The organism is Citrobacter sp. C1 (assembly GCF_014596895.2).
In the GTDB taxonomy this organism is placed as follows: Bacteria; Pseudomonadota; Gammaproteobacteria; order Enterobacterales; family Enterobacteriaceae; genus Citrobacter; species Citrobacter gillenii.
Genome location: NZ_CP115035.1, coordinates 3,669,746 through 3,691,807, shown reverse-complemented (window position 1 = coordinate 3,691,807; position 22,062 = coordinate 3,669,746). Strand labels below are relative to the sequence as shown.

At 57.1% G+C, this 22,062-nt stretch carries 18 protein-coding genes; 12 read left to right on the top strand and 6 right to left on the bottom strand.

The features are described 5' to 3' along the window. Positions 1-17: 17 nt before the first annotated feature. Positions 18-722, top strand: coding sequence for a GNAT family protein (locus tag IB214_RS17895; RefSeq protein WP_117342191.1), 705 nt, complete (start codon positions 18-20; stop codon positions 720-722). Positions 723-805: 83 nt separating this feature from the next. Then, positions 806-1,885, top strand: coding sequence for an alpha/beta hydrolase (locus IB214_RS17890; protein ID WP_117342192.1), 1,080 nt, complete (start codon positions 806-808; stop codon positions 1,883-1,885). On the opposite strand, the gene entD is transcribed toward IB214_RS17890, so the two are convergent. Continuing rightward, a complete protein-coding gene (gene entD, locus IB214_RS17885; protein ID WP_117342193.1) occupies positions 1,875-2,528 on the bottom strand; it encodes an enterobactin synthase subunit EntD in 654 nt (217 codons plus the stop codon). The two genes, IB214_RS17890 and entD, sit on opposite strands and share 11 nt — an antisense overlap. A 49-nt stretch (positions 2,529-2,577) precedes the next feature. Further along, positions 2,578-4,833, bottom strand: a complete 2,256-nt coding sequence (locus tag IB214_RS17880) for a TonB-dependent siderophore receptor (RefSeq protein WP_117342194.1) — start codon at positions 4,831-4,833, stop codon at positions 2,578-2,580. 252 nt (positions 4,834-5,085) lie between these two features. Between IB214_RS17880 and fes the strand changes: the two genes are divergently transcribed. The 4 genes from fes (at position 5,086) to wzz(fepE) (ending at position 11,800) form a co-directional block, all read left to right on the top strand. Further along, positions 5,086-6,303: an enterochelin esterase gene (gene fes / locus IB214_RS17875; RefSeq protein WP_117342195.1), complete on the top strand. Its 1,218-nt coding sequence runs from the start codon at positions 5,086-5,088 to the stop codon at positions 6,301-6,303. A 30-nt stretch (positions 6,304-6,333) separates the two neighbouring features. Further along, complete coding sequence (locus IB214_RS17870) at positions 6,334-6,552, top strand: MbtH family protein (protein ID WP_096757939.1); 219 nt, start codon at positions 6,334-6,336, stop codon at positions 6,550-6,552. Next, complete coding sequence (gene entF, locus IB214_RS17865; protein ID WP_117342196.1) at positions 6,549-10,439, top strand: enterobactin non-ribosomal peptide synthetase EntF; 3,891 nt, start codon at positions 6,549-6,551, stop codon at positions 10,437-10,439. Before IB214_RS17870 ends, entF begins: the two co-directional genes overlap by 4 nt. A gap of 227 nt (positions 10,440-10,666) precedes the next feature. Then, positions 10,667-11,800 (top strand): LPS O-antigen length regulator Wzz(fepE), encoded by a 1,134-nt coding sequence (gene wzz(fepE), locus IB214_RS17860; protein WP_117342197.1) that lies wholly within the window; start codon positions 10,667-10,669, stop codon positions 11,798-11,800. Between the two features lie 46 nt (positions 11,801-11,846). Here the strand turns inward: wzz(fepE) and fepC are convergent, their stop codons facing one another. Genes fepC through fepD form a run of 3 tightly spaced genes read right to left on the bottom strand, consistent with a single transcriptional unit; the run spans position 11,847 to position 14,637 of the window. Further along, a complete protein-coding gene (gene fepC, locus IB214_RS17855; RefSeq protein WP_117342198.1) occupies positions 11,847-12,644 on the bottom strand; it encodes an iron-enterobactin ABC transporter ATP-binding protein in 798 nt (265 codons plus the stop codon). Then, positions 12,641-13,633: an iron-enterobactin ABC transporter permease gene (fepG, locus tag IB214_RS17850; protein WP_161959009.1), complete on the bottom strand. Its 993-nt coding sequence runs from the start codon at positions 13,631-13,633 to the stop codon at positions 12,641-12,643. Before fepG ends, fepC begins: the two co-directional genes overlap by 4 nt. Continuing rightward, the gene (fepD, locus tag IB214_RS17845; protein WP_096757936.1) at positions 13,630-14,637 is read right to left on the bottom strand and encodes a Fe(3+)-siderophore ABC transporter permease; all 1,008 of its coding nucleotides are present in this window, start codon (positions 14,635-14,637) and stop codon (positions 13,630-13,632) included. The genes fepG and fepD overlap by 4 nt, the downstream gene beginning before the upstream one ends. A gap of 110 nt (positions 14,638-14,747) precedes the next feature. Here fepD and entS point away from each other — a divergent pair, with 110 nt between their 5' ends. After that, positions 14,748-15,986, top strand: coding sequence for an enterobactin transporter EntS (gene entS, locus IB214_RS17840; protein ID WP_096757935.1), 1,239 nt, complete (start codon positions 14,748-14,750; stop codon positions 15,984-15,986). 27 nt (positions 15,987-16,013) lie between these two features. Here entS and fepB read toward each other — a convergent pair whose 3' ends face one another. Further along, entirely contained in the window at positions 16,014-16,970 is a 957-nt protein-coding gene (gene fepB, locus IB214_RS17835; protein WP_117342199.1) for a Fe2+-enterobactin ABC transporter substrate-binding protein, read from the bottom strand. Positions 16,971-17,157: 187 nt separating this feature from the next. Between fepB and entC the strand changes: the two genes are divergently transcribed. From entC to entH, 5 genes are read left to right on the top strand one after another with little or no spacing between them, the layout of a single operon-like run. After that, positions 17,158-18,333, top strand: coding sequence for an isochorismate synthase EntC (gene entC, locus IB214_RS17830; protein WP_117342200.1), 1,176 nt, complete (start codon positions 17,158-17,160; stop codon positions 18,331-18,333). A 33-nt stretch (positions 18,334-18,366) separates the two neighbouring features. Continuing rightward, a complete protein-coding gene (gene entE / locus IB214_RS17825) occupies positions 18,367-19,977 on the top strand; it encodes a (2,3-dihydroxybenzoyl)adenylate synthase EntE (protein WP_117342201.1) in 1,611 nt (536 codons plus the stop codon). A 12-nt stretch (positions 19,978-19,989) separates the two neighbouring features. Next, entirely contained in the window at positions 19,990-20,847 is an 858-nt protein-coding gene (locus IB214_RS17820) for an isochorismatase (RefSeq protein ID WP_117342202.1), read from the top strand. After that, positions 20,847-21,602: a 2,3-dihydro-2,3-dihydroxybenzoate dehydrogenase EntA gene (entA, locus tag IB214_RS17815; RefSeq protein WP_117342203.1), complete on the top strand. Its 756-nt coding sequence runs from the start codon at positions 20,847-20,849 to the stop codon at positions 21,600-21,602. The genes IB214_RS17820 and entA overlap by 1 nt, the downstream gene beginning before the upstream one ends. Before the next feature lie 2 nt (positions 21,603-21,604). Continuing rightward, positions 21,605-22,018, top strand: a complete 414-nt coding sequence (gene entH, locus IB214_RS17810) for a proofreading thioesterase EntH (RefSeq protein ID WP_115259979.1) — start codon at positions 21,605-21,607, stop codon at positions 22,016-22,018. The last annotated feature ends 44 nt before the right edge of the window (positions 22,019-22,062 follow it).

Here is a 22,062-nt window from a genome sequence, read left to right as displayed (position 1 = left end):
CACAACGGGGGTGAGCAGTGCCGGAAATTAATCTGTATGGACAGACGGTAGGCGATGCCCTGCCGGACTGGAATGGGGCGTCAGTGCTGCCTCGGGTTGTGCTGGAAGGGCGATATTGCCGTCTTGAGGTGCTGGATGCAGACAGCCATGCCGCCGATTTATTTGACGCCTATGCGCAAGCGCCGGACGAACGTGACTGGACCTGGCTTGCCAGCGAGCGGCCGACGAGCGTTGCGGTAGCGGCCCACTGGGTAAAAGGAAAATCTACTGACGCCGGGTTGGTTCCCTACGCGGTTATCGATTTGCGCTCGGGGCGCGCCGTCGGGCTGGTATGTTTTATGGCGATGGACCGCGAGAACGGTTCGGTCGAAATTGGTCATGTAACCTGGTCGCCGCGGATGAAAAATACGGTGCTGGGGACGGAAACCGTCTGGTTGCTGCTGCGTCAGGCATTTGCCCTCGGGTATCGTCGTGTGGAGTGGAAATGTGACTCGCTGAACGATGCGTCGCGACGGGCGGCAGAACGCTTAGGTTTTGTCTTTGAAGGGCGTTTCCGCCAGAAAATTGTGCGCAAGGGCCGTAACCGCGACAGCGACTGGCTATCGATGATTGACGGTGAATGGCCACAACGTGATGCCGTTTTACAACGCTGGCTGGCCGCGGAAAACTTTGATGCGCAGGGTCAGCAGCGTCAGTCGCTGGCTGCGTGTCGGCAGGGATAACGCCGTCATCCGCCATAACCGTTCAGACAGATTATTAGCAACGGCTATACTCTTTCGCGAAACGGTTCAACGGAGAACGTACCATGAAATCAGGTAGCCGATTAGGGTTATCCGGCAAGGGCTTAGTTCAACCCGCCGCAGTCGCCATGGCGGCGAGTCTTTTCAGCGCGGCTGTCAGCGCCGACGCGTTGCAGGAGCAGCAACAGCGCTATCAGCAACGCTGGCAACAGGAACATGGCCCGCTGACGCAAGCCCCGCCAGCACCTCTGGCGGCATTTCTCGCCGCCCAACCCACGACGGATAAACCGGTTTACGACACGCTCAGTTCGCGAGCAGGATTAGCGGCGCTGACCAAAGCCAACGTCACCACTTCTGACCCCATGGCAGCGGTCATCAATGATGAAGTGGATACCGGGGAACGTCGCATCCCGGTACGTATTTATCGTCCGTCATTAGCCGGTTCGCCTGCGGTGCTGGTGTTTATTCACGGCGGCGGACACCTGAGTGGATCAGTGGAGGTCTACGATCCCGTAGCCCGGCATCTGGCGACGGCAACCGGCAATACGGTGGTGTCGGTCGACTATCGGCGGTCACCGGAAAACCCGTATCCGGCGGGTCTCTCCGATGCCAAAGCCGCGGTTGAAAGTGTCTATTCAGTGCTCGAGCGTCAGCACATACCCTATCAGCGTCAACTGACCCTGGTCGGTGACAGCGGTGGCGGTGCTTTCAGCGCAACGCTCGCCGCGTCGCTTTCCCGTAATCAGCCGGGGCTGATTAATCGGCTGGTGCTGATCTACCCGAGTCTGGATTACACGGCAGGCTGGCCGTCCGTGAAGGAAAACGGCACAGGGAAACTGCTCGATGAAAGCAAAATACGCTGGTACTTCCAGCAGTATTTCCAGAATGATGAAGATCGTAAACTGGCATCACCGCTCTATTTTCCATTGCGTAAAGATTTTCCGGCCACATTACTCTTTAGCGGCGGGCTGGATCCGTTGCGCGATGAGGACTTTGCCTTTGTTGCCAAACTGCAAGCTGAGGGCATTCCCGTACAGCACGTTCACTTTCCGGGGATGACTCATGCCTATTTGATGCTGGAAGATAAAGTCCCGCAGGAAGCGCAGGCCACGTATCAGGCGATTGGTGAGTTTGTTAAAAAGTAGCGTCACACAGGGTAATGACGCTGTTATCGCGTGAGGTCCAGCGCACGTTGACGTTCAATCCGCCGAGGTTTGCCGAAAATGACGGCATGATTTGCACCGTTAAGTGCGTGGCGGTGAGGGCGATGATTTTGGCGCTGGCAAAGCCCGGCAGTCCGCGAGTTTGCGCACTGAACGCTTTATATACGCTCTCTTTGGCGGAGAACGCCAGGGTTAAGGCGAGCGGAAAGGGGACCGGGCAACCTTGCAAAACCTGTTGTTCATGGTGGTCGATAATGCTGTCAGCCAGTTCGGCAGCGGTGTCGGGTGTAAAAATAGCGTCAATGTCTAGCCCTATGGGGCGCGGCGAGACAACTGCTAACGCGGTCGAGGCGCTATGGCTGATGCTGCCAAACAGACCTGGTGGCCACAGCGGTTGGCGGCGCTCGCCGATGGCGGGCACGGCTTTACTGCTATATTCACGCAGCGCATGGACGGCGGCAATACGCCCCGCTAAATGCTCCGCTTGTCGTTTACGCCCGCAGGCTGCGAGCTGGGCGTAATGAGGAAGCCACAGCAGATCGTGTTCATGCAGGCTGTCGGGGGCAAATTCAACGAGATGCAGCGTATGGCTGGCGAAGGACAGTGGAATGTGGGTTGTGTGCATGATGGCTCACGAATTCCCTCTCCTCGATGGAGGAGAGGGAAAAACGTTATCAGAAGTGCGTGTTAACGCTCATGAACCAGGTGCGGCCCGGTTCGTTATAGGTGTATGCGCCTGCGCCCGCCATATAATTTCCGGTCACAATATCACCCGTGGTCTGGGCATTCCCTTCGCGCCATAGGCGTTTGTCAAAGACGTTATCCACGCCACCGGTCAGGCTGACGTTTTTGGTGACATCCCAGGTCGCGCTCAGGCCGACAATGCTGTACGGGCTGACTTCATCAGCCGAGCTGCCGGTCACTGGTTTGCCCTGGTAATCGTATTTCTTCGGCTGCTGTTTGCCATACCAGGTGAGGGTGGACTGCAAGGACAGATCGTCGCGCGCCTGCCAGCTCAGCGTGGAGTTCAGCGTGTACTGCGGAATAATCGACAGACGTTCACCGGTCTCTTTATTCTTACTTTGCAGCATGTAGGTGATGTTGTTGGTCCAGTTAACGGTTTGGCTAACCGGGACGTTCAACGTACCTTCCAGGCCTTCTACTACCGCTTTAGGAATGTTTTCCCACTGGTAGATATCTGTTTTACCGTTGTTAATACGGTTCAACGGTACGGTACCGGCTTCGATTTTATCGCGGTAATCGTTGCGGAACCAGGTGACTCCAGCCAGCCAGCCGTCGCGTTTGAACTCCAGGCCAATTTCTTTGTTGATGCTGGTTTCCGCTTTCAGGTCGTCGTTGCCCATCATGTAGCAGCCGATGCCGCTGGCGGAACCGGTGGCGTAGCAGCCCTGGCCTTTACTGTACAAAATATAGTTCGGGTTGAGCTGGTACAGGCTCGGCGCTTTATAGGCCCGCGCGATGCCCATTTTCAGGGTAAAGTCGTCGCCCAGTCCCTGAGACAGGTTCAGAGACGGACTCCAGTTATTGCCCACGATGCTGTGGTGATCGAAGCGCAGGCCCGGCGTCAGCATGGTGCTGTCGGTCAGTTCCATGTTGTTTTCGGCGAACAGAGAGAAGATCTCGGCATCCGAGTACGGGCTGCGGTTGGTGCTGCTAAAACCAGGAATATTACCGCCCATAAAGGTTTGCGAGTTGGACAGCATGTCTTTCATACGCTGCTGGTTCCACTCGGTACCGAGCGTCAGATTTTGGTTGACCAGCAGATCCAGCGGAATGCTGACCTCACTGTGCAGCATGACGTCACTCAGGTCGGCGTCGACATATTTTTGCGACGCTTTCGGATCGAAGATCCCTTCCGTACCGCCAGCTAATCCTTCCGGGGTGCGGGAGTTACGCGTGTGTTCGTACTGTACCCAGTTGCTGGTGGTGACGCCGTTATCCCAGCCGCCGTTCCAGGTCAGGGAGTAGTTCTGGCGATAAAGACGGTTGGTCTCTTTACCGTAGTTATCTTTCACCAACTGGTTGGTGTTGGTGTTTTGGGTGTCACCCGCGTACAGGTTGCCCTGACGGCTGTAACCGGCTTCCAGTTCGAGAGACTGGAGTGGGGCAAAGTCCCATCGCACTACGCCGTTAATGTCTTTGTTGATGACCCCTTCACGACCCGCCGGTAAGGTGTTGGCATAGGTCCCGGTACGTTCTGACTGGTGACCCTGGTTGATGTCCCAGGCGTCAGCCTGCGTTTTATCAAGATTACCGTACAGACGGAAGCTGAAATCCCCGCCCAGTGGGCCATTCAGGCTGAAGTTGGTGCGTTTGGTGGAGCCTTCTTCTTTGTGTTCCGGGGCGTTGAAATAGGTATCCCAGGAACCATGCCACTCGTTGCTGCCTTTTTTGGTGATGATATTCACCACACCACCCGCAGCACCGTTACCGTAACGCGCCGCGGCAGGACCACGCAGCACCTCAATACGTTCGATCATTTCCGGCGGCACCCAGGCGGTATCGCCACGGGTATCACGCTCGCCGCGCCAGCCCTGACGTACGGAGTTGCGGCTGGTGACCGGCTTGCCGTCGATCAGAATCAGGGTGTTTTCTGGCCCCATGCCGCGAATATCAATCTGACGGTTGTTGCCGCGCTGGCCGCTGGTTGAGTTACCGGTCAGGTTAACGCCAGGCATGGTACGGATGATTTCCGCCACATCGCGCGCGGGAGGATTCTTACGGATTTCATCAGCGGTGATGGTGGAAACACCTGGCGCCTGCAGGTTCTGCTGGGCGGCGGTAACGACGATGGTATCTTCATGCGAGACGGCGGTGCTATCGGTTTTATCTTCTGCCATGGCTGGCAGCGCTATCCCGTAAATCCCTAAATTGACCAATAAGGCCAGTGAATGAATCTTGTTGTTCATTGTATGTCCTGCTTTCTTTTAGCCACGTGAACCAATGTGCCGTTGTGGGGCATTTGGCCTGATGTCGCCCGCTCCTGCGAAAACCATCCGTTCCAGAAAAAGTTCGCAGCGTCAGGTCGGTTTATGAGTGGTGAAAAACTGTACGCGCTTCCCACAGCGCGACAATACGCTATTGCAAATGCAAATAGTTATCAATAATATTATCAATATATTTCACGATTAGATTTAAAATTGCACAATAAACATGGGGTTATGACGGTGACGGCGTTAATGATGGGAAGCGAGGCGTGGTGGCAGTCAAAAAATGGCCCGGAATGGGTGCGTGAGGACAGCGGCGATTACCGCGTGACGTTTTGGTGGCGTGACCCGCAGGGAACGGAAAAACACTCAACAATTCGTCGCGTGTGGGTCTACATTACCGGCGTGACCGACCACCATCAAAATGCCGTTCCCCAGTCGATGCAACGTATTGACGGTACAGATGTTTGGTGCTGGAGCATTACCCTGAACGCCCACTGGCGCGGCAGTTACTGTTTCATCCCTTCTGCACGAGACGACATTTTTGCCACGTTGAACGCAGGCGACACTCCGGACAGAACGTTACTACGCGAAGGCTGGCGACAGCTGCTGCCGCAGGCCATCGCCGATCCCCTCAATCCTCAAAGCTGGCAAGGCGGGCGCGGGCATGCGGTCTCAGCGCTGGAAATGCCCGACGCCCCCGTTCAGCCTGGCTGGGACAGTCCCCAACCTCCGGATTCACCAGCGCTTTGCTTGCAATGGCACAGCGAAAGGTTAGGTAATACGCGCCGCGTGTGGGTATTTACCACCGGCGAGGCAAATCCCGGGGAACGTCCGCTGGCAGTCCTGCTGGACGGACAGTTTTGGGCGCACAGCATGCCGGTCTGGCCCGCGCTGACCTCACTGACCCAGCGACATCAGCTCCCTCCTGCCGTTTATCTCCTGATTGATGCCATCGATACGCCTCATCGCAGTCGCGAGCTGCCGTGCAATGCCGATTTCTGGCTGGCGGTACAGCAGGAGTTATTGCCGCTGGTGAACGCGACTGCCGCGTTCAGTGACGATCCGCAGCGCACGGTCGTCGCCGGGCAAAGCTTTGGGGGATTGTCCTCGCTGTATGCCGGTCTGAACTGGCCGGAACGTTTTGGCTGCGTGCTCAGTCAGTCCGGATCTTACTGGTGGCCGCATCGCGCAGGGCATCAGGATGGGATCGTGATTGAACAACTGAGGGCAGGAACGTTGAGCGCGCAGGGGCTGCGTATTGTTCTGGAAGCCGGAATTCGTGAACCGATTATTTTTCGCGCTAATCAGGCGCTCTTCGCACAGTTACCGCATGCACCACGGTCTATTTTCTGGCGTCAGGTTGAAGGTGGACACGACGCGCTTTGCTGGCGCGGCGGCTTAATGCACGGGCTGATGACGCTCTGGCAGCCGCTCACCGATACGATTTAACCGGACGATGTTCCACGACAGGAGTTGAGTATGGAATTCAGTAACCCTTTCGATAACCCGCAGGGTCAGTTTTACATTCTGCAAAATCCCCAACGTCAGTTTAGCCTTTGGCCGCAGCAGTGCTCGCTTCCTGCTGGCTGGGCCATCGCATGCGAACCGCAATCCCAGGAAGCCTGCCAGCAATGGCTCGCGGAAAACTGGACCACGCTAACACCTGCAAATTATGCCGATGTACAGGAGGCAGAATGACTCAGCGCTTACCGTTAGTCGCGGCCCAGCCGGGGATCTGGATGGCGGAAAAACTCTCCACGTTGCCTTCAGCATGGAGCGTCGCGCACTACGTGGAATTAACCGGGGAACTGAACGCACCGCTGCTGGCGAAAGCGGTTGTCGTCGGTCTGGGGCATGCTGATACCCTGCGTATGCGGTTTTGCGAAGACAACGGCGAGGTTTGGCAGTGGGTTGATCCAACGTTCACTTTTACGCAACCCGAGATTATCGATGTCCGTGACATGGCCAGTCCGCACGACGCCGCTCGGGCGTTGATGCAGGCTGACTTGCAGCAAGACATTCGTGCCGATGGCGCAAAACCCCTGGTCTGCCATCAACTTATTCAAGTGGCAGATAACCGTTGGTACTGGTATCAGCGCTATCATCATTTGCTGGTGGATGGCTTCAGTTTTCCTGCCATCACCCGCCAGATAGCCGCCATTTACCGCGCATGGCAGCGCGGCGAACCGACGCCGGAATCACCTTTTACCCCCTTTGCCGAGGTGGTGGAAGAGTATCAGCAGTATCGCCACAGCGAGGCGTATCAACGTGACGGCGCATTCTGGGCCGGGCAGCGAGAGCAGTTGCCGCCACCGGCTTCGCTGTCGGGCAAACCCCTGCCGGGCCGGGCGACCAGCGCGGATATTATTCGCATGCAGTTGACCGCCCCCGACGGCGTATTCCGCCAGCTTGCCGCGCGCATGCCTGACATTCAGCGTGCGGATTTAGCGCTGGCGCTGGTGGCACTATGGTTGGGGCGTTTATGCAGCCGGATGGATTATGCCGCCGGGTTTATTTTCATGCGCCGCATGGGGTCGGCGGCGCTAACGGCAACCGGGCCGGTGTTGAATGTGCTGCCATTCGGTGTGCATCTTGATGCCGCGGAAAGCCTACCTGAACTGGCGAAACGACTGGCCGGGCAGCTCAAGAAGATGCGTCGTCATCAGCGTTATGATGCGGAGCAAATTGTGCGCGACGGCGGCCGAGCGGCCGGTGAAGAGGCGCTGTTTGGTCCGGTACTGAACGTGAAAATCTTTGACTACCAGCTGGATCTTCCCGGCATCCAGGCACAAACACATACGCTGGCGACCGGGCCGGTTAACGATCTGGAACTGGCGCTGTTCCCGGATGAAAACGGCGGTCTGAGCATTGAAATTCTCGCCAATAAACAGCGTTATGATGAGGCGACGCTGGCGCAACATGCGTCGCGTTTAACCGCGCTGATGGGCCAGTTTGCCGACAACCCGGCGCTGCGCTGCGGCGATGCCGATATGTTGTTGCCGTCAGAGCAAGAACAGCTGGCGCAAATAAACGAGACGGCGATTGATATTCCGTTCACCACGCTCAGCGCGCTGGTGGCGGAACAGGCCGCGAAAACACCGGATGCGCCGGCGCTGGCCGACGCTCGCTATCAGTTCAGCTACCGCGAAATGCGTGAGCAGGTTGTTGCACTGGCGCAGGTGCTGCGTGAACGCGGCGTGCGACCAGGCGACAGTGTTGCTGTGGCCTTACCGCGCTCTGTGTTCCTGACGCTCGCATTACACGGCATTGTGGAAGCGGGTGCCGCCTGGCTGCCGCTGGATACCGGCTATCCGGACGATCGTCTGCGGATGATGCTGGAAGATGCACGTCCTACGTTGTTGATCACTACCGAAGAACAGCTGTCCCGCTTTCGCGATATTCCTGGGCTGGACAGTGTGTGCTATAACGCGCCGCTGCCAACGGAAAATAGCGTCCCGCTGGCGTTATCGCGTCCAGAGCATACCGCTTACATCATCTTTACCTCGGGTTCGACCGGCAGACCAAAGGGGGTGATGGTGGGGCAAACCGCCATCGTTAACCGCCTGTTGTGGATGCAAAATCACTATCCGCTGACCGCCGATGATGTGGTGGCGCAAAAAACGCCATGCAGTTTTGATGTCTCGGTGTGGGAGTTTTTCTGGCCGTTTATTGCGGGCGCAAAGCTGGTGATGGCGGAGCCTGAGGCGCATCGTGACCCGCTGGCGATGCAGCAGTTCTTTGCACAATATGGCGTGACCACCACGCACTTTGTACCGTCGATGCTGGCGGCGTTTGTTGCCTCGCTGACGCCGGAGACGGCGCGGGAAAGCTGCGCCACGCTGAAGCAGGTGTTCTGCAGCGGTGAAGCCCTGCCAGCAGAACTGTGCCGCGAGTGGGAACAGTTGACCCACGCACCGCTGCACAATTTGTACGGCCCGACCGAAGCGGCGGTGGATGTCAGCTGGTATCCGGCATGCGGAGATGCGCTTGCCGCCGTGACCGGTAACAGCGTGCCGATTGGCTATCCGGTCTGGAATACTGGCCTGCGGATCCTTGATGCCATGATGCGCCCGGTGCCCGTCGGTGTGGCGGGCGATCTGTACCTGACAGGGATCCAACTGGCGCAGGGGTATCTGGGGCGCCCGGACCTGACGGCAAGCCGTTTTATTGCCGATCCGTTTGCGTCCGGTGAACGCATGTACCGTACCGGGGACGTGGCGCGCTGGCTGGATAATGGTGCGGTGGAATACCTCGGGCGCAGCGATGACCAGCTAAAAATTCGCGGGCAGCGCATTGAACTGGGTGAGATTGATCGGGTAATGCAGACGCTACCGGATGTCGAGCATGCCGTGGCCCATGCCTGCGTATTCAATCAGGCGGTAGCTACCGGCGGCGATGCGCGCCAACTGGTCGGGTATCTGGTGTCGCATTCGGGGTTACCGCTGGATATTCCCGCACTACAGGCGAGACTGCGTGAAACGCTGCCTGCGCATATGGTGCCGACCGTGTTATTGCAGCTGGCGGAGTTACCGCTCAGCGCCAACGGTAAGCTGGATCGTAAAGCCTTACCGATGCCGCAGTTGACGCCGCGCACGGCAGGACGCGCGCCATACCCGGGCACGGAGACCACCATTGCCGAGGCCTTTTCCGCGCTGCTGGGCTGTGAAGTTAATGATGTAGCAGCAGACTTCTTCGCGCTCGGCGGTCATTCGTTACTGGCGATGAAGCTGGCGGCGCAGTTGAGCCGCGTATTTGAACGTCAGGTGACGCCAGGGCAGGTGATGGTTGCTTCCACCGTTGAACAACTCAGTACGCTGTTGGACAGCAACGATGACGCACAGTCACAGCAACTGGGGTTTGAAGCGCTGCTACCGCTGCGCACCAGCCACGGCCCAACGCTGTTCTGTTTCCATCCAGCGTCCGGCTTTGCCTGGCAGTTTAGCGTGTTATCGCGCTATTTGAACCCTGAGTGGTCAATTACTGGCATTCAGTCGCCACGGCCTAGTGGGCCGATGCAGACGGCAGCAAATCTCGATGAGGTCTGTGAATACCATCTTAAAACGTTGCTGGAGCAGCAGCCTCACGGCCCCTACTATTTACTGGGGTATTCGCTGGGCGGCACGCTGGCGCAGGGTATTGCGGCACGCTTGCAGGCCAGGGGAGAGAAGGTTGCATTCCTGGGGTTGCTGGATACCTGGCCGCCGGAAACGCAAAACTGGCAGGAAAAAGAGGCCAATGGGTTGGATCCTGCCGTATTGGCGGAAATCGAACGCGAACGCGAGGCGTTTCTGGCGGCCCAGCAGGGCAATGCGTCCGACACGCTGTTTAGCACCATTGAAGGTAACTATGCCGATGCGGTGCGTCTGTTAACCACCGCGCACAGCGTGGCTTTTGACGGTCATGCTACGTTGTTTGTGGCCGAACGTACGCTACCGCAGGGCGTCAGCCCTGAACACAGCTGGTCGCCGTGGATAGCCAGTCTGGATATCTACCGTCAGGACTGCGCGCACGTTGATATTATTTCCCCGACAGCGTTTGAGAGTATTGGGCCGATAATAAACAGGTTGATCGCTCCGCCTGCGTAGCCGGGAATACTCACTATTGGCTTATTTGAATAACCTCATAATGTAAATAAAATGTTATGGGGTTGTTTTGTTTATGCTGATCTGTGAGACCATAAGGCTTAATAAATTCTGAATATAATATCTGGCAGGTTATTAGGGGCAAAGAGTGTTTCGGATAATTCTTATTAGCTGGTAGACTTTGTCTACGGGAAGAAGTTTCTTTTGGCCAGAAATTCAGGTTACACAACATGTCATCATTAAAAATAAAGAAAGATAATGATTCAGAATTAGCTGCTTATCCGCAGACTACGCTAAGCGGTAATGAAATTGATTTATTCAACCTGCTCGAGATTTTGTGGCGCGCCAGGAACAAGATTATTGCTACCGTCTTCGCGTTTGCCTGTGTGGGGATTCTGGTGTCTTTTCTGCTTCCGCAAAAATGGACCAGTGAGGCAATTGTTACCCCAGCTGAACCCGTGCAGTGGCAGGGACTTGAGAATGCGTTGACCAAGTTGCGTGTGCTGGACATGGATATTAGCGTTAACCGTGGTGATGTATTTAACCTGTTTATCAAGAAATTTCAGTCGCCATCGCTGCTGGAAGAGTACCTGCGCTCTTCACCTTATGTGATGGATCAACTGAAAGGCGCTGATATAGACGAAATGAATTTGCATCGGGCGATAGCACGCCTCAGTGAAAAAATGAAAGCGGTTGATGCAAATCAGGGTAAGAAGAATGAAACCTCGCTGTATACCGCGTGGACGCTAAGCTTTACCGCACCGCTGGCTGAAGAAGCGCAGGCCGTGCTGGCAGGGTATATCCAGTTTATTTCTGACCGTGTTGTGAAAGAAACGCTGGAGAATATTCGCAATAAACTGGCCATCAAAACCAGCTTTGAGAAAGAACGACTGGCGATGGACCGAATCAGACTGAAGAATCAATTGGATGCAAACATTCAGAGATTGAATTACTCACTCGAAATTGCGAATGCGGCTGGGATCAAAAAACCGGTTTACAGTAATGGACAAGCCGTGAAGGACGATCCTGATTTCTCTATTTCGCTGGGTGCGGATGGCATTGCGCGTAAATTAGAAATCGAAAAATCAGTAACCGATGTAGCAGAGATCAACGGTGAATTGCGTAACCGCCAGTATCACGTTGAACAGCTCTTGGCGATGAATGTCAGTGACGTCAAATTCTCACCGTTTAAATATCAACTTGCCTCGTCTCTGCCAGTGAAAAAAGACGGCCCCGCGAAATCCATGATCGTTATTCTGGCGGCGCTGTTGGGGGGAATGGCGGCGTGCGGTGGGACGCTGCTGAATTATGCCATGCTATCGCGTAAACGTGATATTGCGATCCTTGGGCAGCAACTGGTGTGATTTATTATTGTATGGCGACGAACACGTCGCCATACAATAAATATCGTTATTTCTGACGCCCGAGAGGTACCACCAGCGGCGTTCCGGCCACCGGGTCGTCAATAATCATGCAGTGCAGTCCGTAGATCTTTTCGATAAGCTGCGGCGTAACAATTTCCTTCGGCGCACCCTCGGCAATAATCTTCCCTTCACGAAGCGCGATTAAATGCGTGGCATAACGGCAGGCCTGGTTGAGATCGTGCAGCACGGCGGCCAGCGTATAGCCCTTCTCACGGTTTAACTCGCTGAGCAGTTCCAGCAGATCTATTTGATGACTGATATCCAGCCAGGTGGTCGGCTCGTCAAGCAGCATGATCGACGTTTCCTGCGCCAGCACCATGGCGATCCACGCTCGCTGGCGCTGTCCGCCGGAAAGCGTATCTACGCTTTGTGCTGCCAGGTGGGTGATCCCGGTAGCTTTCATGGCGTTCATCACCGCGTCTTCATCTTCTTTACGCCAGCGGGTGAACAGCGGCTGATGCGGATAACGGCCTCTGGCAACAAGCTCCTGAACGGTAATATCGCCCGGCGTAGTGGCGTTTTGCGCCAGCAGGCCAATGCGGCGCGCCACCTCTTTACTGGCGTAATGTTGAATATGTTCACCATCCAGCCACACCTTGCCGTGCGCCGGCGTCATCAGACGGCTCAATGTGCGCAGCAGCGTTGATTTCCCGCAGCCGTTGGGGCCAATAATGGCAGTGAAGTGGCCGTCGGGGATCGACACGTCGAGGTTTTCTGCCACGGTAAACTTGCCATACCCTAGCGTTAATTGGTCGCCACGCAAACGGGCTACTGATTCGGTCATTTTTTGCGGGACTCCTGAATTAACAAGACGATAAGATAAATACCGCCGAGGCTTACGGTGACAACGCCGACCGGAAGCTGATAAGGCAAAAATAGCTGCTGGGCGCATAAATCGGCCATCAGCAGTAACAGTGCGCCGCACAGCGCTGACTGGGTTAATCCCCAGCGTGCAGTGCCGCTAAGGCGACGGGCTATATGCGGTGCGACAAGGGCAATAAACGAGATAGGCCCCGCCAGCGCAGTGGCGGCGGCGGTCAGTACTACCGCCACCAGCATCATCATTAAACGCGATCGTTCGACGCTGACGCCCAGCGCACAGGCGCTGTCATCACCCATTTCCAGCAAGCGCAGGCGGCGCACCAGCAGCGTGGCGCACACCAGCATCAGAATAATCAGCGGCGCGGATGGCCAGGTTTTCGCCCAAGTCAGACCATTGAGCGATCCGGCGTTCCACAGTCCGGCCGTCAGCGCGGTTTCTAAGGAGGCTTTCAGTAGCAGCCAGGTGTTAAACGCCACCAGCATGGCGCGAATGCCGATGCCGATGATAATCAGGCGGAACGTTTCTATACCGTTGCGCCAGGCCAGCGCCCAGACGACCAGCGAGGTCAGGACCCCGCCGAGCATGGCCGCCAGCGCAATGGCGGTAAGATGCTGGCCAAACAGCACCATCGCCACCAGCACGCCGCTCCAGGCGCCGGTATTGAAGCCCATCACGTCCGGGCTGCCCAGCGGGTTACGCATCAGTGACTGGAATATTGCGCCACTGACGCCCAGCGCCGCGCCAATCAGTAGTGCCATCAGCACGCGCGGTAAACGCCATTCCGTCACCACCAGCGTAATGTTGCGCGGTGCATCGCCCAGCAGGGCGGCAATGATCTGCTGCGTTTCCAGCGTTACAACGCCGCTACGCAGGCTCCATAATCCGACGGCGATACAGCCCACAACCAGCAGCAGGCAACTGATCATCAGTCGACGAGAAAGGTGCATCATGCGCCACCTCCACGCTGCTTACGGCGTACCAGAAAAATAAGCACCGGCGCGCCGATAAACGCACTGACCACCGATACGCGCAGCTCACCGGGCACAATCAGGCGACCGATAATATCGGCAATTAACAGCAGGGAAGGCGTTGCCAGTAAGGTGACGGGCAGCGACCAGCGGTGATCGGCTCCCACCAGCCAGCGCGCCATATGCGGCATCATCAGACCGATAAAAGCGATAGGGCCGACAATCGCGGTCGCGCTTCCGCACAGGACGGTGATTACCAGCAGACCGATAAACTGCGTACGGGCGACTTTACTGCCCAGCGCAGTGGCGGTATCCGTGCCCAGGCTCAGACTGTTCAGGCCACGGCTGAGGAACAGGGCTACGGCTCCGGCGATCAGTACCGGGATCAGGACCACTTTCAGGGTTTGCAGACTGCGAATGTCCAGCGAACCGGCCTGCCAGAAACGCAGTTGATCGTAGACGTCAGGGTTGAGCAGGGCGATGCCGCTGGATAATCCCTCCAGTACTGCCCCCAGCGCCACGCCAGCCAACGTCAGGCGAACCGGGCTGAGCTGTCCACCCCCCTGGCTGCCGGTAAAGGCGACAATCAGCGACGCGGCTAGCGCCCCGGAAAAGGCCATCAGCAGTTGCTCTTGCGGGGAGGAGAAACCGAACAGCGAGGCCCCCAGCACAATGGCGAAGCTGGCACCAGAATTGACGCCAAGAATACCGGGGTCGGCCAGCGGATTCCGGGTCAGCGTTTGCATCAAGGCACCCGCCAGTCCCAGCGCGCCGCCTGCGAGCAATCCTGCCAGCGTACGCGGGAGTCGAGCGTCCAGCACAATGGTGCAATCAGCGCTATGACAACTGCCGGTGAGCGCATCCAGCACCACGGAGGCAGGGAGCGACCTGGCGCCAATAACCAGACTTAATACCGTGGTGACAACAAGTAATAACAACAGTCCGGGCACGGCAAAGGCGCGTGTCGCGGAAACAGAGCATGACATATCAACTATCCTTGATAATGATAGTAATTATCGTTATCGATCTTATTTAGGTATGTTAGCATGTGCAGCCATTGAATGGATATTGAAAAAGTACCTGGTAAGGCTCTGTAATGAATCGACAATCCTGGCTGCTCAATCTCAGCCTGCTAAAGACCCACCCTGCATTTCGCGCCGTTTTCCTTGCCCGTTTTATTTCCATCGTCTCTCTGGGACTACTCGGCGTGGCGGTGCCGGTACAGATCCAGATGATGACACAGTCGACCTGGCAGGTTGGTTTGTCGGTAACGCTCACCGGCAGCGCGATGTTTATTGGCTTGATGATCGGCGGCGTGCTGGCCGACCGCTATGAGCGTAAAAAAGTGATCCTGCTGGCGCGTGGCACCTGCGGCATTGGCTTTATTGGTCTGTGTCTGAATGCGCTGCTCCCGGAACCGTCGCTGCTGGCAATTTATATCCTCGGTTTATGGGACGGCTTTTTTGCTTCATTGGGCGTTACGGCGCTGCTGGCGGCAACGCCGGCGCTGGTTGGGCGTGAAAACCTGATGCAGGCGGGGGCCATCACCATGCTGACGGTGCGCCTGGGATCGGTGATATCGCCGATGGTAGGTGGGGTACTGCTCGCCACCGGCGGCGTGGCCTGGAACTATGGTCTGGCGGCGGCAGGTACTTTTATTACCTTACTGCCGTTGTTGAGCCTTCCTGCATTACCGCCGCCGCCCCAGCCACGTGAACACCCATTGAAATCCCTGCTGGCAGCATTTCGTTTCCTGCTTGCCAGTCCGCTGATTGGCGGCATTGCGCTGTTGGGCGGCCTGCTGACCATGGCCAGCGCTGTGCGCGTACTTTACCCGGCGCTGGCGATGAGCTGGCAGATGTCGAGCGCCCAGATTGGTCTGCTGTATGCGGCGATCCCGCTGGGTGCCGCCATCGGCGCATTGACCAGTGGGCAACTGGCGCACAGCGTGCGTCCTGGTTTGATTATGCTGACGTCGACCGTGGCGTCCTTCCTCGCAATTGGTCTGTTTGGACTGATGCCGGTCTGGCAATTGGGCGTGGTCTGCCTGGCGCTGTTTGGCTGGCTGAGCGCGGTGAGTTCTCTGTTGCAGTACACCCTGTTACAGACGCAGACGCCGGAAGCGATGCTCGGGCGCATTAACGGTTTGTGGACCGCACAGAACGTCACCGGTGATGCCATCGGCGCAGCGCTGTTAGGCGGTTTGGGTGCGATGATGACGCCGGTCGCGTCGGCAAGCGTCAGTGGATTCGGCCTGGCTATCGTTGGTCTGTTGCTGCTGTTGCTGTTGAGTGAGGTCCGTCGTTTTCGGCAGATGCCGGTGAATGCCGGATAAGGCGTAAACCTCATCCGGCACTAAAGATTAAAACAGTGCGGAGAGGCGTTGCAGCAGCAGCGTGGCGCTGTAGTAATCCAGACGGAAGGTTTCAGTGCCCAGTGCGTAGACGCGTTTATTCTGCACGGCAGGCAGGTGTGCCAACAGCGGGTTAGCGTAAATGGCGTCGGCATCTTTGCTGTCGCCCGCAAACAGGAACAGCGCCTCGCCGTTCAGTCCGGTTGCCAGATTCTCACCGCCAAGCTGCACAATGTCGTGACGTTTGCCCTGACTCTGGCTGGTATGCAGTCCGGCAGGCAGCGGTGCCAGCGTGAAACCGAGCTGCTCCATCAGTTGGCCCTGCGCAGACTCTGGCGTCCACAGGTTGGCGCTGTGCGCGGCGGCGGTGTACACCAGCGCGCTGACCGGCTGTGGCGGCAGGGTAATGCGCTGCTTAACCGCCTGCAACTGCTTATCAAACTCGGCAATGCGTGCCGCCGCCTGTTGTTCATGCCCGGTGATCTCACCTAACTGCGTCAGCAGCGACTGCCAGCTTTTGTCGTCGTAATTAATAATAAGCGTGGGGGCAATGGTGGACAGCTGATCGTACAGGGCGAGGGCAGAATCACCGCCGGTGGCGCTGATCAGAATCAGGTCCGGCATTTGTGCGGCAACGGCCTCGGCGCTCGGTTCGCCAATATACAGACGGCTCAGCTTGCGGGCTTTTGCCACCTCGCTCCACTGGCGTAAAAAACCCTGTGCATCGCCGATGCGGTTATTCGGCGTGGTGGCCCCGCTGGCGATAATTGGCGCATCAATGGCCAGCAGCGACCCGGTCAGCGTCACGCTGGTGGAGACAATGCGCTGTGGCTTCTGTTCCAGCGTATGAGTCCCACGGCTGTCGGTGACCTGACGCGGCCAGTCAGCAGCATGGCTTAAAGAAATTCCTGAAAGAGACAGCCCAACCAATAAGAGCGCCGTTCGGTAAAACGCGGGGAGTTGCACGAATAAGTTTCCTGTTATCAATATAGTTAATGCTTCTCATTTTCATTGTTAGCGGGCAGGGATGCAAGCCTAAGTCGCACATTGTGTGACGGCAAGAGTTGACATACCGGCACTTTGCTTTTAGGTTAGCGACCGAAAATATAAATGATAATCATTATTAAAACATTTATCATTTTTGGAGGATGATATGGATACGTCACTGGCCGAGGAAATACCGCAGACTATGGCAACACTTGCTCCCGACAGTTTTTTCTTTATGTCGCCGTACCGTAGCTTTACGACGTCAGGATGCTTTGCCCGCTATGCGGAACCGGCAGTTGATGGGGATTCACCGGACAGCCCGTTCCAGCAAAAAATGCACGCCTTGTTTGCCGATGCCAAATCGCAGGGTATCGCTAATCCCATCATGGTTGGGGCCATCCCCTTTGATACCCGCCAGCCATCGTCGCTGTTTATCCCCCGGTCCTGGCAGAGCTTCTCCCGCACGGCGAAGCAACAATCGTCGCGCTACTTTACCGCGCATCAGTCGCTGAGCGTCGTGGAACGTAAAGCGATTCCCGAGCAGGACGTATTTGAACACATGGTCGCCCAGGCGGCGGCCCGGACCGCCACCCCGGAAGTGGACAAAGTGGTGCTGTCGCGGCTGATCGATATCACCGCCGACGCCAACATTGACAGCGGTGCGCTGCTGGAGCGTCTGGTGGCGCAAAATCCGGCAAGTTACAACTTCCATGTGCCGATCGAAGATGGCGGCGTATTGATCGGCGCCAGTCCGGAGTTGCTGTTACGTAAAGACGGTGACCATTTCAGTTCATTGCCACTGGCGGGTTCGGCGCGGCGTCAGCCGGATGACGTATTGGACAGAGAAGCCGGGATCCGCCTGCTGGCCTCTGAGAAAGACCGCCATGAACACGATCTCGTGACGCAGGCTATGAAAACGGTACTGCGCGATCGCAGTCGTGAACTGCAACTGCCGTCTTCTCCTCAACTGGTCACCACACCCACGCTCTGGCATCTCGGTACGCCATTTGAGGGTCAAGCTAATCCCGAGGAAAACGCCCTGACGCTGGCCTGCCTGCTGCATCCGACGCCAGCGCTGAGCGGTTTTCCACATCACGTTGCGCAGAAACTGATTGCCGAGCTGGAGCCGTTCGAGCGCGAACTGTTTGGCGGCATTGTCGGCTGGTGTGATGCGCAGGGCAATGGCGAGTGGGTGGTGACGATCCGCTGCGCGAAGTTGTTGCGTAATCAGGTGCGTTTCTTCGCCGGTGCCGGCATTGTGCCTGCCTCTTCCCCGGTTGCCGAATGGCGTGAAACGGGTGCCAAGCTTTCGACCATGTTGAATGTTTTTGGACTGCATTAAGAGCCTTATTGACCAGGCCTCTAAGGAGCGATAATGAGTATTCCTTTCACCCGTTGGCCGGAAGAGTTTGCCCGCCGTTACCGTGAAAAAGGCTACTGGCAGGATCTGCCGCTGACCGACATTCTGACCCGTCATGCCGACAGTGACCATACGGCGGTGATTGATGGAGCGCGGCATCTGAGCTACCGCCAGCTTAACCAGGCAGCGGACAATCTTGCCAGCAGCCTGCGTCGTCAGGGCATTAAACCCGGTGAAACCGCGCTGGTGCAGTTGGGCAATGTGGCGGAGCTGTATATCACCTTCTTTGCGCTGCTCAAGCTGGGCGTGGCTCCGGTTTTTGGGTTGTACAGCCATCAACGCACTGAGCTCAACGCCTACGCGACGCAAATCAAACCGGTGCTGCTGATTGCTGACCGCGCACATGCGCTGTTTGCTGCGGATGATTTCCTGAACGCATTTGTGAGTGATCACAGCTCGCTACGCGTGGTGCTGCTGCTCAATGACGAGGGTGAACACAACCTGCAAAATGCGATAAGCCAGCCTGCTCACAATTTTACCGCCACGCCATCGCCTGCCGATGAAGTGGCGTATTTCCAACTTTCCGGTGGCACCACCGGGACGCCGAAGCTGATCCCGCGTACCCATAACGATTATTACTACAGCGTGCGGCGCAGCAACGAAATTTGCCATTTTACCGAAGAAACGCGCTATCTGTGTGCGATCCCGGCCGCGCATAACTACGCCATGAGCTCACCGGGCGCGCTGGGCGTGTTCCTCGCCGGTGGAACCGTGGTGCTGGCGACGGACCCGAGCGCCACGCTGTGCTTCCCGCTGATTGAGAAGCATCAGGTTAACGTCACGGCGCTGGTTCCCCCGGCGGTAAGCCTGTGGCTGCAGGCGATTGCAGAATGGGGCAGTCATGCGCAACTGGCATCGCTGAAACTGTTGCAGGTCGGTGGGGCGAGGCTTTCTGCTTCGCTTGCCGCCCGTATTCCGGCAGAGATCGGCTGTCAGTTACAGCAGGTCTTCGGCATGGCGGAAGGGCTGGTGAACTACACCCGTCTGGACGACAGTCCTGAGCGAATCATCAATACCCAGGGACGCCCGATGTGCCCGGATGACGAGGTCTGGGTGGCCGATGTCGACGGTAATCCTTTGCCGCAGGGTGAGACCGGACGCCTGATGACGCGCGGGCCGTATACCTTCCGCGGCTATTTCAACAGCCCTGAACACAACGCCAGCGCCTTTGATGCCAACGGGTTCTACTGCTCAGGCGACCTGATCGCCATCGATCATGATGGTTACATCACCGTACAAGGGCGCGAGAAGGATCAGATCAACCGGGGCGGGGAGAAGATCGCCGCCGAAGAGATAGAAAACCTGTTACTGCGCCACCCGGCGGTGGTTCATGCGGCGCTGGTCAGCGTGGATGATGAGCTGATGGGCGAGAAAAGCTGTGCCTGTCTGGTGGTGAAAGAACCGCTGCGCGCAGTTCAGGTGCGTCGTTTCCTGCGTGAGCAGGGCGTGGCGGAGTTCAAATTACCGGACCGCGTCGAGTGCGTGGCGTCGCTGCCGCTAACCCCGGTCGGGAAAGTGGATAAAAAACAATTACGTCAGTGGCTGGCATCACGTTCACTGGCCTGAAGGAGAAAAGATATGGCAATTCCTAAACTGCAGGCTTATGCGCTGCCCACCGCGCTTGATGTTCCCGCCAATAAAGTTGACTGGGCGTTTGAACCCGAGCGTGCTGCGCTGCTGATCCACGACATGCAGGACTATTTTATCGGTTTTTGGGGCGATAACTGCCCGATGATGGAGCAGGTAGTGGCCAATATTGCCGCGCTGCGCCAGTACTGCAAAGCGCATAACATTCCGGTCTATTACACTGCCCAGCCGAAAGATCAAAGCGATGAAGACCGTGCCCTGTTGAACGATATGTGGGGACCGGGGCTGACGCGCTCGCCGGAACAGCAGAAGATTGTCGACGCGCTGGCCCCGGACGAAGCGGATACAATCCTGGTGAAATGGCGCTACAGCGCGTTTCATCGCTCCCCGCTGGAACAGATGCTGAAAGAAACTGGGCGTAATCAGCTGATTATTACCGGCGTCTACGCGCATATTGGCTGTATGACCACCGCAACCGACGCGTTCATGCGCGACATTAAGCCGTTTATGGTGGCCGATGCGTTGGCTGACTTTAGCCGAGACGAACACCTGATGTCGCTGAAATATGTTGCCGGACGCTCTGGTCGGGTGGTGATGACGCAGGAACTCTTGCCAACGCCGGTGCCTGCCAGTAAAGAGGTGCTACGCAGCGTAATTTTGCCATTGCTGGATGAATCCGATGAGCCGCTGGATGACGAAAATCTGATCGACTACGGTCTGGATTCGGTACGGATGATGGCGCTGGCCGCCCGCTGGCGTAAAGTGCATGGCGATATCGACTTCGTGATGCTGGCGAAAAATCCGACCATTGACGCCTGGTGGAAACTGCTTTCCCGCGAGGTGAAGTAATGGTTGGGTTTGATTTCACAGGCAAAACCGTCTGGGTCACCGGCGCAGGAAAAGGCATTGGTTACACCACGGCTCTGGCGTTTGTTGACGCGGGTGCGCGGGTGACCGGCTTCGATCTGGCGTTTGACGGTGAAGCTTATCCGTTTGCCACCGAGGTAATGAATGTGGCGGATGCACCGCAGGTGGCGCAGGTGTGCGAGCGCTTGCTGGCGAACACCGAGCGGCTGGACGTGCTGGTCAACGCCGCCGGGATTTTACGTATGGGGCCAACCGACGCGCTGAGCGCTGAGGACTGGCAGCAGACCTTCGCCGTCAATGTGGGCGGCGCGTTCAATCTGTTTCAGCACACCATGGCGCAGTTTCGCCGCCAGCAGGGCGGGGCGATAGTCACCGTTGCATCGGATGCGGCACATACGCCACGTATCGGTATGAGCGCTTACGGCGCGTCAAAAGCCGCGCTGAAAAGCCTGGCATTGACCGTCGGTCTGGAACTGGCTACGAGTGGCGTGCGCTGTAATGTAGTTTCGCCGGGGTCGACCGACACCGATATGCAACGTACGCTGTGGGTCAGTGACGACGCCGAACAGCAGCGTATTCGCGGGTTTGGCGAGCAGTTTAAGCTTGGCATTCCGTTGGGTAAGATTGCTCGTCCGCAGGAAATCGCCAACACTGTCTTATTCCTCGCCTCCGATCTGGCCAGCCATATCACCTTGCAGGATATCGTGGTGGACGGCGGCTCGACGCTGGGAGCGTAATGATGATCTGGAAACGACACCTCACGCTCGATGAACTCAATGCCACCAGCCAGAACACGTTGGTGGCGCATTTAGGCGTGGTCTATACCCGGCTGGGCGATGACGTGTTGGAAGCTGAAATGCCGGTGGACCATCGTACCCATCAGCCGTTTGGTCTGCTACACGGTGGCGCGTCGGCGGCACTGGCGGAAACGCTGGGATCGATGGCGGGCTACATGATGACCCGCGATGGACAATGTGTGGTCGGTACGGAACTCAATGCTACCCACCATCGTGCGGTATCGCAGGGAAAAGTGCGCGGCGTTTGTCAGCCGCTGCATCTCGGGCGGCAGAACCAAAGCTGGGAGATCGTGATTTTTGATGAGCAAGGGCGGCGCTGCTGTACCTGTCGCTTAGGCACGGCGGTGATGGGGTGACATTGCCGACATCGTAAAATGAAATTGCAGGCTTAACAGGTAAA